This window comes from Amycolatopsis sp. NBC_01307 (assembly GCF_035975215.1).
GTDB lineage: Bacteria > Actinomycetota > Actinomycetes > Mycobacteriales > Pseudonocardiaceae > Amycolatopsis.
The window spans coordinates 4,862,705-4,879,383 of the sequence record NZ_CP108403.1 but is presented as its reverse complement, the minus strand read 5'-3'; the positions used below and the strand labels follow the sequence as shown (position 1 = coordinate 4,879,383).

Genomic DNA, 16,679 nt, shown 5'->3' with positions numbered 1-16,679 from the left:
CTCTCATCGACCCATGCAACCACATCCACCGACCGGGATGGCATCATCCCGGCATGGACGAACGTGCCGTTGTTCTGAGGTTCGCGGACGACGTCGACGAGACCGAGCGCGCTGAACTCGACGTGACACTGCGCGATATCTCCGTGTCGGTCGCCCGCGGTGTCGACCTCGGACATCGCGGCCAGACACAAGATCTGGTGCTGGCCGTGGCCAACGTCGCGGGCGGTGTCGCCGGGGTGGTCACGGAGATCGCCGGAGCCGGGCGCGACTGGCTCGCGGCGCGCCGGAGGTCGTCGGCGATCTTCGAGATCGAAGACCGCGACACCCGTATCGCCGTGCAGATCAGGGCCCAGGACCCGGACCTCGCGCTCCAGCGCTTGGCATCCGCCATCACGGTAGCCACCGACGGCCCGATCCGCTGGCAAGGCGGTATGTGGCGGTCGCCGGCGGACGCCACGAGCGAGTTCGCCAAGACGGTGTTCGTCATCGTCGGGCGCGACAAACGCGCGCGCCGTGTCGTGTTCGAGTTCCTCCGTGCGATCCACCTTCACCCGATCGAGTGGAACGAGGCGTTGGCGGTGACCGGGCAAGGCTCGCCTTACCTCGGTGACGTCCTGGACCGGGTACTGGCCACGGGAGCAGCGGTGATCGTCCTGCAAACGCCCGACGACGAAGTTCGGCTAAAGCCGGAACATGCCGACGACGAGGATGACGCCGAACGTCGCGTGTATGGGCAGGCGCGTCCGAACGTCATCTTCGAAGCGGGGATGGCGTTTGCGAAGCGTCCGGATACCACTGTCATTGTCGAATTCGGGAAGGTTCGCCCGTTCAGCGACATCGCAGGGCGATACATCGTGAAGCTGGACAACACACCGAAACAGAAGCACCGGCTCGCCGAGAGGCTTCGTGCGATCGGGTGCGCTGTGGACACCGCAGGCAGCGACTGGCTCGCGGTCGACCTGGCACCTCCTGTGCAGAACGCGGGGTCGTCGCTTCCGGCGAGCCCGCATACGTCACCCGCAAGCGTGGCCCCACAAGCCGACCGGCGACCGGAACTCGACAACTTCTCGGTGATCCGTGACAGCTTGGGGATGTACACCGTGCACGGTGAAGTTCGCGCAGACGGAACTGCTGTGTCGTGGCTGATTTTGAAGGCGACGTTCTACGCTGACAAGAAGATCATCGGCACCGCCACCGGATCGGTGCAGGACTTGGAGCCGGGGGAGACGAAGACCTTCAGTCTGCCCACGACCGACGACGTCGGTCACTACGACGACTACCGGGTACAAATTGACGCGATCCAGTGAACTGCTCGAGGCCGGGCCGGATCGGCGCTCGGCCGCAGCCGTTTCGCTATGCGTACATCCACGGCCGTGGCCTTGTGGCTCGAGCGCCGGCGCCCGCCGACCGACGAGGAACTCGACCAGGTTGAGGCCGAAGCTCGTGACGCCGCCGAACGAGGACAGGGCGGTGATCAACGCCTGTGGGCCGTTCAGCCCACCCCAGTACTCGAGAAGGCCGGCGGCGCCACTGGCCACCACCGCGATGGACAAGGCGAAGACGACCCGCAGGAGACGGCTCGAACGGTCGATGCTCACGGTCGGCCTCCCTTGTCCGCCTGCTGGCTGACGTAGACCCAGCTGGTGATGGGGACGTTGCCGATTTGGTAGCACGATCGCTGGAAGGAGTCTGCGTCCACCGCTCCACGTACATGCCGGACCACGTTTTCGTACACGTAGCTGGACACCATCGTGGCGAACTCCTGGCCGGAGCAGTCCAGCCTATACCGAAGCTCATCGGAATCAACCATGCGGGCAGCGTGGATCACGGAGGCGTTCGGGTAGCCGGTGTCGCCGAGGACAACCGGCCCGACGTGCACGGCCGAGCGCAGCTGCAGTCGATCCGTGGCACCGCGGTTGTGCCGGCGAATGCTTTCGCTGAGCAGCGGGAGCAACGGCTCGATCAACAGCGATGTGGACAACGTCGGCGGCACAACCGTGAGCAGGCCGTCGCCGCGGTCGTGATGGTGGCACTTGCGCCAGCTCAGCCCGGATTCCATGAACGTGTCGGTCAAGATACGCCGCAGTGTCGAGCGCAGAACGGCGCGGTCGTAGTCGTCCCGGTGGAGATCGCTGTACCCGACGATGTCAGTGATGAATATCGAACAGTTCAACGGTTGTGCCAGCGGGTCGTGTTGGCGAGGCATTGACGTCTTCGCTGTGTTGGGCATGGGGCAAGCGTGCCGGGCGGAACTCTGTCCGGCGACCGTTGTCCGGTGCCGGACACCGACCGGACGACTCGCTGGCTCGGGATCCCTTCGGTGAACTCGTCCGGCCCCGGACGGCGTACGAGGCGCAGTCGGGTGTGGTGGGCGTCAGCCCGGTGCTGCTCAGCCGTGGCGACTGATCCAATGCATTTCGTAGCCGGCTTTTTCGAGACCGATCGCGGTCCGCTGGATGTCGTCGCGGCGCAACTCACGCCAGATTGCCAGCAGGTCGGGGATTGGGCGGAGGAGGGGGACGTTCTCGAACCGGGCCGGTTTGCGCCATCGTGGCTTGACTGTCTGGACCTGGTAGGGGCCGTGCTGCGCCAGACCGGTCGGCTCGGCTTCGAATGGATGCCAGCGCAAGGTATGGCCGTCAGGCCGCGCATCGAGGAGCGACATACCCGTGGCAGCTTCGGCGCTTCCCGGCATTCCGAGTGCGGTTCGCAGGTCCCGGTCTTCCCACAGCACCAGCAACCGGGTCAGCCCCATGACCGACGGCAGCAAACCGAGGCCGCCGATCGCCGTGACCGCGTCGTCGCCGCGGTAAAATGGCCGACAGACGATGTAGCCGATGTACGGACTCTCCATGTCCTCGGCGAACATGTGCACCTGCGGCCTCGGATAGATGCCGGTTTGCCGAAGTGCGGCAGCGGCGGCATCGAGCAGGATTGAGGGCAAGTCTTCGACGATGTCTGGCATTCGGGGAGTATGACCGAGTCCGGGATGAGAGGATCGGGACCCCCGCCGCGTTGCGAACGAATCGAGATCGTATGAGGGAGCAGTGGCTGTCGGCCGTTCGATCCAGGCTTGACGGTGACAATGGACCATATGCTCTGCTCGCGGAAGAGGCACTGACCGAGGCAGTCGAACTGTTCGTCAGTACCGAGCGAGCCCAGGATCTGTGGGAGACCTGCTACTTCGTCGGGTTGTTGCATTTCGGTCGTGCGATGGCGCTCGGTGACGAACGGTCCGAAGCCGAGGTCGCGACGGCGCTGCCGTTGCTGTCGTTCGCCTATACCGTCCATGCCGATGTCCACCTGCCGGACCCGCTCGACCACATCGTGCCACAAAACGTGCCACCGGCGATGATCGAGATATTCGACCAGTACGAGACCGACTGGGACCGGCTGGCCCTGCTCATGGAACCTTGGCTGGGGAACGGTGCCGATCCACATGCGCTTCGGCTTGCGGTCGCATTCGCGCGCAACGCAGTGAACCCGGAGGTTTCGGGCCAAACGGTACACGCGCGGCGTATGGCATTTCTCGGCGCGGCGCAGCGATACCTCTTCGAACGCGGTGGCGACCTGGCGGTACTCGAAGACGCCATTGGCACGGTGCGTTCCGAGGTAGCGCAACTATCCTTCGACGATCCGGATCGGTTCCTGTACGACCACAGTCTGGCCGAAAGCTTGCGGATGCTGTTCGAGCGTACGGGCGATTTCGCGGCGCTCCGGGAGTCGCTCGACCTCGGGCGGCGCGTGTTGCGTGCCAGGCCGGTCGGCTCTGAGCAGCGCTACGTTCTCCTGCTGAGCTACAGCACTTCGGCCCGGCTCCTGCACCAGTTCACGCATGACCCGGAACTGCTGGACGAGGCCACCGCTGCTGGGGCGGCCGCTGTAGAACTCGTTTTGTCGCAGGGAACGGCCGCAAGTTCGCTCATCGCCGGCGCACTGGTGAACCACGCGTTGCTCCTGCGGGCACAGTTCGACCGTACCGGTGATCAGCCGACCCTCGATGAGGCGATCCTCGCTGCCCGGCGAGCGGAGCAGGCCGCGCATCCGGGCACGCCGTTGTGGATCGCTTGTCGCTATAATCTTTCGGTTCTCCTGCGGAATCAGTTCGACCGCACAGGCGACTTGATCGCGCTTGACGAGGCGATCGGCCTGGTCCGTGAGGTCCTTCAGATGACACCGCCAGAGCACCTGGACGCAGCCCAGTACCAAGCCGCCTACGTCGGCTATTTACACTCCCGATTCGGCCGTACCGGTGAGATCAGCGCTCTGGACGAGGCCATCGACTTCGGCGCGGCAGCGGTCGAGGCGACGGCGGAGGACCACCCCAATCGGCCGATGTACTTGAACAATCTCGCCATCGCGATGAAGGCGAAGGCTGGACACACCGCCGATATCTTCCTGGTGGACAAGGCGATCGCGATCCAACGCATGGCCGTGCAGACCACGGTCGACTCCGGTGGTCGCCGTGCCGGGATGCTCAGCACCCTGGGAAGCATGCTGGTCGGGCGATACGACTTGACCGGCGAGGATGCGGCCCTCGACCAGGCGGTCGACGCCGGTCGAGCGGCCTTGGCGGCCGTCGGCGTCGACCACCCCGATCGTTCGGCGTTCGAGATGAACCTCGTTAGTGCACTGAGCTTCCGGGACCCCTTGCACCAGGACGAGATACTCGATCTGCTGGAAGCAGCCGCGATGCGTGACAGTGCTCGACCGGCGGTCCGAGTGGAGGCCGCAAGCGCGTGGGGCCGGGTGGCGATGACCGCCGGGCTGCCCGATCGCGCTGCGCGCGGGTTCGAAGTGGCTGTCGAGTTGTTGCCGGAGCTGGCGGCACGCGGGCTCACTCGGACTGATGCAACGCACTGGATGGCTCAGCACTCACAACTGGTGTGCGATGCTGCAGCGTGCCAGCTGGAAGTCGGCCGGGCAGACCGCGCCGCTGAACTGCTCGAGTCGGGTCGGGGCGTGCTCATGGCACAAGCGCTGGAGTCCAGGACGGATCTCTCGGACCTGCGAGACACGGACCCGGCGTTGGCGGACGAGTTCGGCTACCTGTGCTGGCGAATTGACTCCGAGAACCCCGACGAGGATCGGCGAGTGCTGGCGAGCCGGTTCGCCAAGTTGTTGAAACGTATTCGTTCGGTGCCCGGGTTCGGCACGTTCCTTCTGCCTCGGACCGTGACGCAACTGGCCGCCGAGGCGATCGGCGGCTCCATTGTTCTGGTCAACGTCAGCCAGTACCGCTGCGACGCCCTCGCCCTGACCGAGTCCGGGGTGACGGTGTGGCCGTTGCCGGACCTGGAACTGTCCGAAGTTCACGAGCGACTGGGCGCGTTGCGCGCAGCCGTCACCGCCGACCCAGACCCGGCTGCACAGAGAGCCATGCAAGACGTTCTGACTTGGCTGTCGAACACGGTCACCCGGCCGGTGCTCTGCCAATTGGACCCGAACGTCAGCCGACTGTGGTGGGTGCCGTGTGGCCTGCTGGCTTATTTCCCGCTTCACGCCACTGTGCTCGACCGTGTTGTGTCCTCCTACACGCCGACGATCCGGGCACTGGCGCACGCCCGGACCCGTCAGATTTCCCGGACGGGACCACGGGTGCCCCGGGTCCTGGCGGTCGGTATGCCACAGACCCCCGGGGGATCCGACCTGCCAGGCGCGCGCAAGGAGACAAGGTTGCTCGGTCGGCTGCTACCCGGCGTGACCCCACTCGTCAACGAGGATGCCACTCACGACGCGGTCCTGTCGCGATTGGCGACAAGCGAATGGGCCCACTTCGCCTGTCACGCATCCACTGACCCGGTCGATCCCGGTGAGAGCCGCCTCCTCGTTCACGACCATGCTGACAAACCGCTGCGAGTGGTCGAGATTTCCCGGCTCAACCTGAGCGAGCCGGAATTCGCTTTCCTGTCGGCCTGCAGCACGGCGACCACGTCACCCAAGCTGGTCAATGAGTCGATTCACATCGCGTCGGCTTTCCAGTTGGCCGGCTATCCGCACGTCATCGGCACTTTGTGGGAGATCTCCGACTCCATCGCCACGAAGATTGCCGCACAGATCTACATGGAGTTGGCCGCCAGCCATTTCGACATCCGCGGTGCGGCGGGCAGCCTGCACAAAGTCGTCCAAATGGTGCGAGATCTGTACCCACAGATGCCGACCCTGTGGGCGGCGCACATCCACGTCGGCCCGTGAATAACGACGTTCCCCAAGATCGACAGCGCGCGGGAGGCTGAGGAGCTCAGGTCCTGCCACTGCGTTGCTCCGGCGCCTCTGCCCGCAAGGGTGTCGAGTCGTCGACCAAAGCTTGGCAAGCACCGCCGGGTGATCGAACGGTGCATCGCCTGGCTGTTTGGCTACCGCCGCCTGACTATCCGCTACGAACGCAGAGTCGGCGACTTCCTCGTCTTCCACCCTCGGGGCCTCCCTGACCTGCTACAAGAAACTCCGCAAACGCTTCATATGAGACGCGCTTCTAGGTGGCGCTCGTGTGAGCCAGCTTCGGCACCGTCTTCGATGAACGAACCGGCTCCGCGTCACGCGGGTGCGTAGCCACGTAAGTTTTTGGTGCTCCTACCCTGTAACAGGACGTCCGCTGTCACGATTGACCACCGTACCTTCCGGCGTGGAGACGAGGACATCGTGGGGTTATTCGGCCGACGCAAAAGCTTGAACGACCGCTACCTCAAGATCAAGGAACTGGCTGAGCACGCACACGACAATCCCGGCGGTCCAAATCTCTGGCCCAGGGTGCAAGAGCTGGCTTGGCGGCTGATCAAGGACTGTGTACCGCGGCTCGGCGATGACCTCCAGGCTGCCGCAGTCGCTTTGGCGACCGCGAAGATCCTGCTAGTCGTAGATCTGAGCGCTCGCAACTGGCACCGGGTGGTAGCCATCGGCTGGGTGATGGCCACAGCGATCGGCAAGATCGACCTCGACAACGAGACCCGGCCACGCCCGGGCCTGCTCGAGGCCTTCGCGCGGGACTTGTTCCGTAACGCCGAAATGATCGCTTACGCCGCTCACCACGCTGGCGTGCCGGCAGCTGCGGGTGCGGTCGCCGAGCAGCTCACCTCGATTCGGCTGGGTGACCGGATGCTCCACAGGTCGGTATCCGCCGTCGCCACCGAGCAATCGGCCTCGGCGCTGAGTCAGGTGCTGCAGACACTGAGCGGGCAACTTTCGAACGCCCGGGGTGCGCCGACGTTCGCTGGTGAGCCCGATGAATTGGATGCGTTTTACTCGCAGCAGATCCTGGCCGACTTCCAGCGCATCGACCACAACCGGACCGGCGGTGCCCGCGTCGCGCTGGCTGGTGCTACAGGCGCCACCCTTGAGGCAATGCGGGCCACCGGCCGCTCGTTGGTCTATCTCGGCGGTGGAGTCGACGACGGGGTCGCGATCCGGTTCGACGCCGCGGCTATCAACGTCCCGCAGACCCGCCTCGCCACCAGCATCATTCTGCACGGCGCCGACATCAAGACGATCGAGAAGAAGGTCAGCGAACTGCACGCTGCGGCCACGGATCGGCGTGAGGGGCGGATCACTGGCCTCGTATTATCCCAGCACATCGAGCAGTTGCTGGAATGGCTGGGCCGGACGCTGTGGCAGCCTCTATTGGACCGCTGGCCAGACCTACGTGAACAGTCCCTCGCGATTGTGCCGCTGGGCGAGGTGGCCCAGCTCCCGCTCTACACGGCTCTGATCGACGGCCGTCCCGTGTGCGCGGTGCTCGACCTCACGATCGCGCCATCCGCCCGATCTCTGGTGCTCGCGGCCGAAGCCCCCGTCGCATCCGGAACGGTCCTCGTGGCGGCTGACCCCTCGTCCGGCGACAACGAACTGCCCTGCGTCGTGACCGAGGCCAAAGCGGTTGCGGACGTCCACGGAGTGGCACCCACGATCATCGGAGGCGTTGTCGTCCCTGGCAACGATGACAATCTGCGATCGGCAACTCGGCAGGCGTTCGACGTCGGCGCTCAGGCGTCGCAGGAACTAGTGGAGCGGATCCGCGCGAGCGCGATCGTGCATCTGGCGTGCCACGGTATGATCAACCCGGCCGAGCCGCTGGATTCCGCGCTACTGCTCGGCGGTAGTCTACCCGTCAGTGTCATCCTCGCCGAGGATCTTCGGCCTGGGGCCTTGATCGTGTTGTCCGCGTGCGATCTCGCCGGAATTGGCACGCATACACCAGGGGAGCAGCTGGGATTCCCTGCGGTTCTGCTTGCCTGCGGAGCGCGCTCTGTCGTCGCTGCTCTGTGGCCGGTACCCGATACACCGAGGACTGTCCGGCTGATGACCCGATTCCACGAGGGACTGGCCACGATGACCGCAACAAAGGCTCTCGGCTCGGCGATCGAGCGAGCACGTGACCACGGCGCACCGGCGACTTTGTGGGCCCCGTTCAGCTACTTCGGTGCGTAAGCCTAGCCGCAACAGGCCGGCACCTTCTGAGCCTCACGTTGGCGACGATCACGCGGATGGTGCAAGTGTCATCAATTTCTGTGTTTCCTCGAGCGGAGCCTCTTCAGTTCGAGAGTTGCAGCAGACTCGTTTGATGTGGTTCGCATCTGCGCATAACACGTCTCTCGAAGCTATCGTTGCCGATTTTACAGGACTACTACTTTCGCTGGCGTCGAGATCAGCTGTCGGCAGCGTGGAGGTGAGCGCGTCACATACGGGGCCATGAACTGGGCAGCAGGCGGCCAATCTCCGCCAGGTCGACCTTTGGCGAACCAGTGGTCGGCGTGACAGCGACCGGAGCTGCTCACGACTGGTGCTGTCAAATAGTTGGTGTGTTGGCATAGGCAGCCCGACGGAGCAGGTCAGATGTTATTGAGTGGCCTGAGTAGCAGCGTTGTGGTTAGCGAGCAAGATCGTCCTCGGACACTTACCATAACCCCAACTGTGCGCATCGAGACTAGTCTCGATGCGCACTAGTCGTTTTCCGGGATGGTACGTCGCGTGCAGCTGGAGCTGCCGGTAGACCTCCGCTTTGCGATCCGGGTCGGCGTCGGTCAGTACCTTCCGGATGTCTCCCAGTCGCTCGACCAGGTCGCGGATCTGGATCTTGGTCAGCCGCTGCTGCTGGGGTCGCGCGGTGGCACGTGCCTGGGCTTCGGCACGACGGGCCTGGGTTTCAGTGATCCACCCGGTGACCAGAACGGCGTCAGCTCCTGCTTCGAGCGCGGACCGATGGCGTTGCAGAGCTTGATCGCATTCCGCGATCACCCGGACCGCCGCCGCGGCGCCAGGATCGACATCGAGGTCCGGCTGCGCCTGGTGGAGGGCGTCGATGGTCTCGTTGATGCGGTGTGGGGCGAAGCAGGTGCTGAGCCAGTCGTCGAGCGGGCCGAGGAGGTCACGTTCGGCCAGGTAGACGTTGCGGGGATGCTCGGTCTTGTTCGCCAGCCCGTACTCGGTGGGGTAGCGGTAGCGGTAGAAGAGCTGTTCGCGGGTCTTCTGTCCCTGCATCCGGCGGTCGCAGACCCCGCACTGCAGCAGCCCGCGCAGAACGTAACGGTGCTGCGTGCGGGTGCGCTCCCGGGTCGTGCGACCGGCGCCTTTGGCTGCGGCGATTTCTCGGGCTTGCCGGAAGGTGTCGACGCTGACGATCTCCGTGTGGACGACCTTGTCGGAGAAGACCCACTTGTCGCGCGGGTTCCAGCGCATCTTCGTCTCATGCCCAAGAGCGACGTCTTCGACGTCGATGAGGACCTCGTCTTTGCGCTGCTTGTTCCAGACTTGGCGGCCGGTGTAGCGCGGGTTGCCGAGGATGACTGTGACCGCGCCTTTGGCCCAAGCGCGGCCGGTGCGGTGTCGGTTGCGGGCTGGGTCGTTCATCGACGGGCAAGGAATTCCGTCACGTGTCAGACTTTCGGCGATCGCGAAGATGCCTCGGCCGCCGATGTATTCGGCGAAAATCCGCTGGACGATCGGGGCGGTGTCGGGGTCGGGTTCGAGGCGGCGCAACCGTTTGCCTTCAGCGGCTTTGGCCGGGTTGGGGTGTGGGCCGGCGTCGGCGATGACGTAGCCGTAGGGCGGGCGTCCGCCGAGGAAACGGCCTTCGACGCTGGCTTGGGCGGCCATGGCGGCGCGGACGCGGATCTTGATCCGGCTGCGTTCGCCTTTGCTCATCCCGCCGAATACCGACATCACCAGATCGTGTGCCTCGGACTCGGGATCGATCGCGCCCCCGACTTCGGGAACCCAGAGGGTGACCCCGTAGTGGACGAAGACGGGGTGGGTGAGTCCGTACTGGTTGCCGTAGAAGGCGCGCTGGGGCTCGCCGATCACGACCGCGTCGAACCCGCGCTCGTCCTCCCGCAGCGCGGTCAGAAGCCGGGCTGCTTCGGGGCGCCGTTTCCACGGGATCGAACGGGACTGCCCGATGTCGAAGAACTCGGCCACGATGTCACCGTGGGCGCCGACGAGTGCCTTGGCTCGTGCGAGCTGCCAGTTCAAAGAGGCGACGGGATCCTGCTGGTCTTCAGTGGAGACCCGGCCGTAGAACGCGAATCGCATCAGGCCGCCACCTGGCCAGAACCGGGCCGGCTGCTGGTCTCGTTCTCACGGTCGGCGCTGACCAGCAGTCGCAGCAGCGCGCCGGCGGCTCCGGGAGACAGTGCGAGCGGTTGTGTCGGTAGCTCGATGGCGGGCGGGCTGTCGTCCTGCCGACGTCGCCGCGGGCGGCTGCCGGCGGAGTCGTGCCTAGCCGGTGGCCGAGAGGGGCTCCGCCCCTGCGAAGAGTTCGTCATGTCCTGCCCCTGACTGCCTGATCGATATATGGGTCGTCCACGACACCGTCGTAGGCGCCAAGAGGGCAAGTGCCCGTCCGGGTCGTCTTGAACAGTGCCTCGATAGCAACTCCGTCTGTTCGGCCATCAGGCGACATGGCGACGCCATATCGTTACCTTGATGGAAGGATATTAAGAGTCTCCATCTGAACTCTGTGTGGGAATTAAAATTGGACGGTCGACTCTATTGTGAATATTTGCATTGGGTAATCTGTGTCGACGTAATGCACGTTAGTCAACGACTTCGTGGAGTGTGAGATGGTGCAGAAGGTGCTGGTCGAGATCCTGGATGACATCGACGGGAGTGTGGCCAGCGAGACCGTCCCGTTCAGTCTGGACGGTGTCTCGTACGAGATTGACCTGTCCGAGGAGAACGCCGCCGCACTGCGTGAGGAACTCGCCGCATATGTCGCTTCCGGCCGCCGTACCGGCGGCAGGAAGATTCGGAGTGCCATCGGTCGGCCGAGCGCCACGAGTACGGCGGAGGATCGGGACCGGTCGCGCGCCATCCGGGTCTGGGCCGAGGAGCACGGCGACGAAGTCGCCGACCGCGGTCGAATCTCATCCCAGGTCGTCGCCGCCTTCGACGAGGCGCAGCAGAACGCTGCGCCACCTTCGAAGGTCAAACGGCGCAATGACACCCAAGTCAGGGCTGTCGGCACTCGAAAGTAAGTCCGAGACGGTGCGGGTTCGAATGCCGTCGGGGGCACCACACAGACCACCATCACCCTCGTACGTGCCCTCGATGACCAGCGTGCCAGTCAGCCGAGGTCGATCAGACCTCTCGGCGATGCACGGGAGGCCGTGATGGGCTCCTCGTCCAGCGTGAGCAGGTTTGTCAACGCGATGATGAGCATCGTCATCGGGCTGACCTTCTTGTTCGGCTTCGGGAACGTCTTGGCCTTGGCGTTGCGGATCGGTGTCCTGGCTTACGTCGCTCCGCTGGTAGCCCCGGCGCTGGACCTGACCGTGCTGGACTTGCTCGTGGGACCAGGCACCTGGCCTGGCGATGTACGGCGCTTCGGAAGCGGTGCTGCGGCCGGCCCATCGCCTCTGTTCACGGCCAGCATCGAGACGCTTGCTTTGAACGTCGCCGGCCCCCTCGGTGCAAGGTCGGTGGGGCAAGGGCAGCTTCGACACGGTTGGACCGTTGCTGCTCATCGGCTGGGCCGAGGTCGATCCCGCAATGCTTCGAAGCTTGCATGCCGTCGACAACGGGCAGGAACCACCCGTCGATCATGACAGCTTGCCTTTGGGTGCCGTGGCGGAGCCGGAGCATGTGGCTGTGGGTGGTCGAGAGCGGCCTACGGGGGCGTCTGTTACGGCCAGCCAGACGCCTCTCGAGCGAGCAAGGAGCCTCAACCGCGAGCATTGGGATCGTCGCCAGCGCCCCATTTCAGCAGAGAGCTTCCGACGTGAGCTTGGCGTTGGAAATGCAGCTTCGAGGAAGCTGTGTTCGACTGTGCGATCTGAAATGCAGATGGCGATGTCTGCTGCTCATCCGGATGCAGTTGAGTGAGATCTGGTCTTGCCCACGCCCCGGACCGCACCAGGAAGCGAGCCTGACCGTCCGACCGCGGACCAGATGCTCAGGCGCTATGCGGCGGATCGCCACGCGCCGACCGGCTTGCTGTTCACTCGTCGAGAGGCGGCGGCGCCCAGGGGCGCCGACCCAGACGAGCCCAGCTCGCGGGGGTGCTCATGGTCACGGCTCGGTTGAGGGATAATGCGTAGGTGAGCGCCCGACTGGCCGAGGCCGATTACCAGCTCGTGTGGCCGCGAGCCTTGTTCAAATCTGAGGCCGCCAAACTGCTCAACCAACGCGATCTGAACGACTGGAACGATCGCTGTGTGCTGCTTCTCGACGACGCCTTCGTTCGAGGCATCAGGGGTGGGCCGGTGGAGGAGTTTGCCGAGATCAGCGAACGCCCAAATGCTGGTCCTCGGGAAGCGCGAGACGCGCCACGCGCGACCATGACGCTGGAGCAACAGTTCCTCCGTGACCTCATGGTCAACGCGGACCTCTTGAACGAAGATCCACCCCCTCGCCGGCCGTACTGGAGTGAGCGAAAGGCAGGACCACGCACCACCCGAATCCTGGCCCGGGAAGAGGCTGTCCGTGAATTCGTCAGCCTAGTCGGTGAGCTCGAAATGCTGGGTTACTTCGAGAAGCGGTTCGGGAAGGATTGCATCGACGCTCCTTACGGAGACGAGCCGGCACGGTGGATCGAGCGCGAGCTCGGGGTTGTCGGCCAGTGGCCTCTACGCTCGGATCGCCTGGTGCAGGATCAAGATCTCTTCTTCGACGTTGTCGAGCTGCTGCACGACTCGGCTGCGCGACCACTGCGGCGCTGGCTTCACAACCACGGCGGATGCGGTTGGCACAATGAGCTCTTCGAGATCGAGCCGGGACGTCTTGCATACCGTTGGCGGGTTAACAAGATCCTCGATCGGAGCGAGTTCGGCTACCGGTTGGCGGAGGAGGGGGCCGACGTAGGGCGCCTTGTCGTGGCGACCGACGATGCCCGCTCGACGCTGGTTCACGAGCTGATCGCGCGAGATGACGGCGGACCCGCAGACCAGATTCGTCACGCGATCGAACTGTTTCGCGCCCGCGGGGCCGATCGCAACCAGAAGCGCTCGGCGGTGGTGACTCTTGCCCTTGTCCTCGAAGAGCGCCGGCACAACGTGTTGTCGACTGCTCTTGCCAAAAAAGACAGTGGTGCGCTCTTCGAAATCGCTAACGGATTCCACGTCCGTCACCAAGACGCGAAGCAGAAGCGAGACTACGACGAGTTCTACCTCGACTGGATCTTTTGGGTGTACTTGGCCACAGTGGAGCTAACGAACCGGGTGATTGACGAGCCAGGAGTGTAACGGCCCGACTGATACTCGGTTTCGCCGAACGTGGTGGCTCGGCGGCGCCGACGCCTACAGGTCACGCCACATGGCGGCGAGGCACTCTCTCGCTGAGGCCGATTTGTGGTTCAATGCGCGATCAAGTACCGAAGCTACTGCATGGAGTGTGAAGAGCATCGGGACATCTTCGCGCAGTGGCGGGAACTTGCCTTGGCGGCTGGTGTTCAAGGGGAATGGTGATCATCTGACCGGTTACAGGTGGCGATCGAGAGCTTGTTTCAGTCCAGTCGGGAAACGCTACAAGCGGCATGGTGGGGGGAAATTCGATGCGCGAGTCCGGACCGTGGCTTACTCTGCCCGGATGACTCCGGCTGACCTGGAGTGGCCTCCTGAGCATCAGGTTCACGCGGCGTACACGCTCGCGCACGCCGACTCGCTTATCGCGCGTGTCGGCGAAGTGCTGCATGCGTACCTCGAGCCGGGCCCGTTCACGCTGGAGAATGTCGCCGAAGGCAACGTCGCCAAGGTTCTGGTGAAGGCCGTCGCACCGCTGCCTGCTGCGGTGGCGCGGTCCGCTGCGGACGCGATGATCCAGCTCCGCGCGGTCATCGAGCACGCGATCTTTGCCGAGGTCGAATATGCACTCGGGCGGACGCTGACCGACGACGAAGCGCGGGCGATCGAGATGCCGGCAGCGATCAGCGAAGAGAAGTTCGCCGAGTGGCTGAGCCACAAGCGCCGTCGCGTCCTGCAGCCTCTGCGCGACGGCGAGCCGCTGGTCGATCGTCTCCGGCTTCTTCAGCCGTATCAGCGCAGGGATGTCGACGACCACCCGATGCGGGTGCTGGCCGAGCACACCAACCTGGCGAAACATCGCACTCCCGCGGTCGTGGCGGTGCGCCTAGGCCGGGTCGCGCTCGACTGGCCGGAGCCGTCGATCACGACGATGGCAGGCGGTCCGGTACGGGTTGGGGACGTCTTGGCGACCGGGCCAGCTGAGATGAGGGTGCCGGTGTCGGTTTGGCCTGAAGTGTCGATCCAACGTCCTCATTCCGGCGCCTGGCACATCGTCATGAAGGAACTGGGTTGGCTGGAGGAGTGGGTGCGGACCACAGCTATCCCGTACTTGATCGCCGGGACACGCGACGTGACTCAGCTTCCGCCCGGGCTGGACATCACGGTCGGCCACGGCGACGTGCGCGCCGCACTGTCCGCGGCGTCCGGGAAACCGGCTATCAAGCGGTCGGAGCAGAGGATTCAAGCTGCGACCGCGCGGCAGGGCCTCACGGAGACCCTCGCCGCGCACCCGTTTCCGGTCGATCCAGAGGTGATCCGGGCCTGGCTGGACGGGCTCGGTGACGATGTAGTGGTCGTAGCCGTGGAGAGCTTGCAGACGGGTGGCGATCTGCTCGAACTCGATCGCCGGGTTAGGGAAATGCTGGCCAAGGCTGTGGCGACAGTCGGCGGCAACCGCTGAGCGGTGCAGTCTGCAATGGAGTTGAGCTTCGAAGTGGAGGTGTGGTGCAGCCAAAGTGGGTTCAGCTGCCGCAACCGTTGGCCGCGCTTGCCGAGAACATCGGTAGCGGCGCAAACGCACAAGTCAGCAGGCGTGATGGCACGGCACGGATGGCGCTGACCGAGATCTACCAAGGGCAGGCGGTACGGTCGTTGGATCACCCAGTTCAACTCGTCGTGGGCGAAGGGTCTGATCAGGATTGGGCGCGGCTGGCGGAGTTGCCGGATCACTCCGCGTTGCTGGGGAGTAAACTGCCGGCTCTGCGAGCCAAGGCTGCGCAGATGCTGCACGAGTACGCGGAATCTCCCACGCTACTGGGCTTGCTGCGGACTTTCCGACTGCTGGTGAGCCTCCTGACGCCTCAAGAACTTCCGCTCAGACTGCGTGAGAACCTCCATGCGTGGACATCGGCGCAGTTCCCGGACGCCACCCTGTACATGATTAAATTAGACCGGCATCTGGGATTTCGGATTCGGCTGGCCCAAATGGCGACCGGTATGGTGGCCTTCCCGGAGCTGGCGGTCCCGGAAGAGCTCAAGGGGCCGCGTTTTCAGTCCCTCGAGGGGCTGGTCAGCCGCGATGCGTTGATCGGCGGTGCGCCGGTTCTGCAGCCGCTGTTGCTGGCAACTGCTCCGATCATGCACAGCATCATGGCTTCGCGGCTCGACTGCGCGTTCATCCTCGACCTCGGCACGGCTATCGACGGTCACAAGCCGGAGTCGATCAGCCTGCTCGGCGAGTCCCTCCCAACCTTCTCCGACCGGAACGCGACGTCGCTACCGCCGCAGAACGCCGCGACCTCGATCTCCGACCGGATCGCCGCGCGCAGCTGGTGGGTCAGCCGGTTGAATGACCTGTTCGAGATCGTGCTGAACCCCGCCCGGTTCGCCGACGACGGCGAGTACGTGCCGGGCGTTCACCTGGCTACGGTCGTCGGTGTCTTCAATACCTTCGAGTACGTCAACCACCTGCGTGTGCGGGCCGGGCAGGACGCGCTCGGTCGACGTCTTACCTGCTTCACTGCTCTTGACACCTTGGAAGGGCTCAACTACACCGCCGCTGCGGCTCTGCTCAATCCGGATCGTGCGCGGAAGGTTCTTGCGGAGGTGGAGTCGGCGTTGCCGGAGGAGGTGGCGAGGGTTCTGCTGCCGGTGCCGCGGCGAGCGGTGAACTACCTGGTGCACCACCGGACCGGATTCTTCATTCCGTCATGGCAAGGCCAGGAAGACATCACCTTGCCCGGTGGCCATCAGTCGGCGAAGATGTCGAGGCTCGTGGCGGACCAGCTGCGGGCGATGCGAAACGGGCACCATAGCTTCAGGAAGTTGCTTCAGCCGGGCAGTGACGATCATGCCCTGCTGACTGCCCATACGGGCCACTTCGCGGACGCGATCGCTGATCTCCCGATGCTCTACCTGTTGCACATTTTGCTCGATCCGCAACGGATTCTTCCTCCACGGCTTCGTGACAGAAGGCCGCGCATGAGAGAGGTGTGAGGCCTTCAGGTT

General features: G+C 64.5%; 10 protein-coding genes and 1 pseudogene. 8 read left to right on the top strand and 3 right to left on the bottom strand.

Annotated elements, in window-relative coordinates:
* The first annotated feature begins 53 nt into the window (after positions 1-53).
* Entirely contained in the window at positions 54-1,307 is a 1,254-nt protein-coding gene (locus OG439_RS20315; RefSeq protein WP_326950939.1) for a TIR domain-containing protein, read from the top strand.
* A gap of 287 nt (positions 1,308-1,594) precedes the next feature.
* Here the strand turns inward: OG439_RS20315 and OG439_RS20310 are convergent, their stop codons facing one another.
* Both OG439_RS20310 and OG439_RS20305 read right to left on the bottom strand, forming a co-directional pair.
* Positions 1,595-2,230, bottom strand: a complete 636-nt coding sequence (locus OG439_RS20310; RefSeq protein WP_326950938.1) for a hypothetical protein — start codon at positions 2,228-2,230, stop codon at positions 1,595-1,597.
* A 159-nt stretch (positions 2,231-2,389) separates the two neighbouring features.
* Positions 2,390-2,965, bottom strand: coding sequence for a hypothetical protein (locus OG439_RS20305; protein ID WP_326950937.1), 576 nt, complete (start codon positions 2,963-2,965; stop codon positions 2,390-2,392).
* A gap of 71 nt (positions 2,966-3,036) precedes the next feature.
* Between OG439_RS20305 and OG439_RS20300 the strand changes: the two genes are divergently transcribed.
* The 3 genes and pseudogenes from OG439_RS20300 to OG439_RS20290 all read left to right on the top strand — a co-directional run bounded on the left by OG439_RS20300 (position 3,037) and on the right by OG439_RS20290 (position 8,424).
* On the top strand, positions 3,037-6,195 hold the full coding sequence (locus OG439_RS20300; protein ID WP_326950936.1) for a CHAT domain-containing protein: 3,159 nt from the start codon (positions 3,037-3,039) through the stop codon (positions 6,193-6,195).
* 80 nt (positions 6,196-6,275) lie between these two features.
* Positions 6,276-6,466, top strand: a pseudogene (locus tag OG439_RS20295) (IS5/IS1182 family transposase); the annotation flags it as partial.
* 203 nt (positions 6,467-6,669) lie between these two features.
* Positions 6,670-8,424 (top strand): CHAT domain-containing protein, encoded by a 1,755-nt coding sequence (locus OG439_RS20290; protein WP_326950935.1) that lies wholly within the window; start codon positions 6,670-6,672, stop codon positions 8,422-8,424.
* 408 nt (positions 8,425-8,832) lie between these two features.
* Here OG439_RS20290 and OG439_RS20285 read toward each other — a convergent pair whose 3' ends face one another.
* Positions 8,833-10,524, bottom strand: a complete 1,692-nt coding sequence (locus OG439_RS20285) for a recombinase family protein (RefSeq protein WP_326950934.1) — start codon at positions 10,522-10,524, stop codon at positions 8,833-8,835.
* A gap of 530 nt (positions 10,525-11,054) precedes the next feature.
* Between OG439_RS20285 and OG439_RS20280 the strand changes: the two genes are divergently transcribed.
* The 4 genes from OG439_RS20280 to OG439_RS20265 all read left to right on the top strand — a co-directional run bounded on the left by OG439_RS20280 (position 11,055) and on the right by OG439_RS20265 (position 16,667).
* Entirely contained in the window at positions 11,055-11,468 is a 414-nt protein-coding gene (locus OG439_RS20280) for a histone-like nucleoid-structuring protein Lsr2 (protein WP_326950933.1), read from the top strand.
* 1,062 nt (positions 11,469-12,530) lie between these two features.
* Positions 12,531-13,673, top strand: a complete 1,143-nt coding sequence (locus tag OG439_RS20275) for a hypothetical protein (protein ID WP_326950932.1) — start codon at positions 12,531-12,533, stop codon at positions 13,671-13,673.
* Between the two features lie 343 nt (positions 13,674-14,016).
* On the top strand, positions 14,017-15,132 hold the full coding sequence (locus OG439_RS20270) for a hypothetical protein (RefSeq protein ID WP_326950931.1): 1,116 nt from the start codon (positions 14,017-14,019) through the stop codon (positions 15,130-15,132).
* 41 nt (positions 15,133-15,173) lie between these two features.
* Positions 15,174-16,667: a hypothetical protein gene (locus OG439_RS20265; RefSeq protein ID WP_326950930.1), complete on the top strand. Its 1,494-nt coding sequence runs from the start codon at positions 15,174-15,176 to the stop codon at positions 16,665-16,667.
* Positions 16,668-16,679 lie beyond the last annotated feature (12 nt).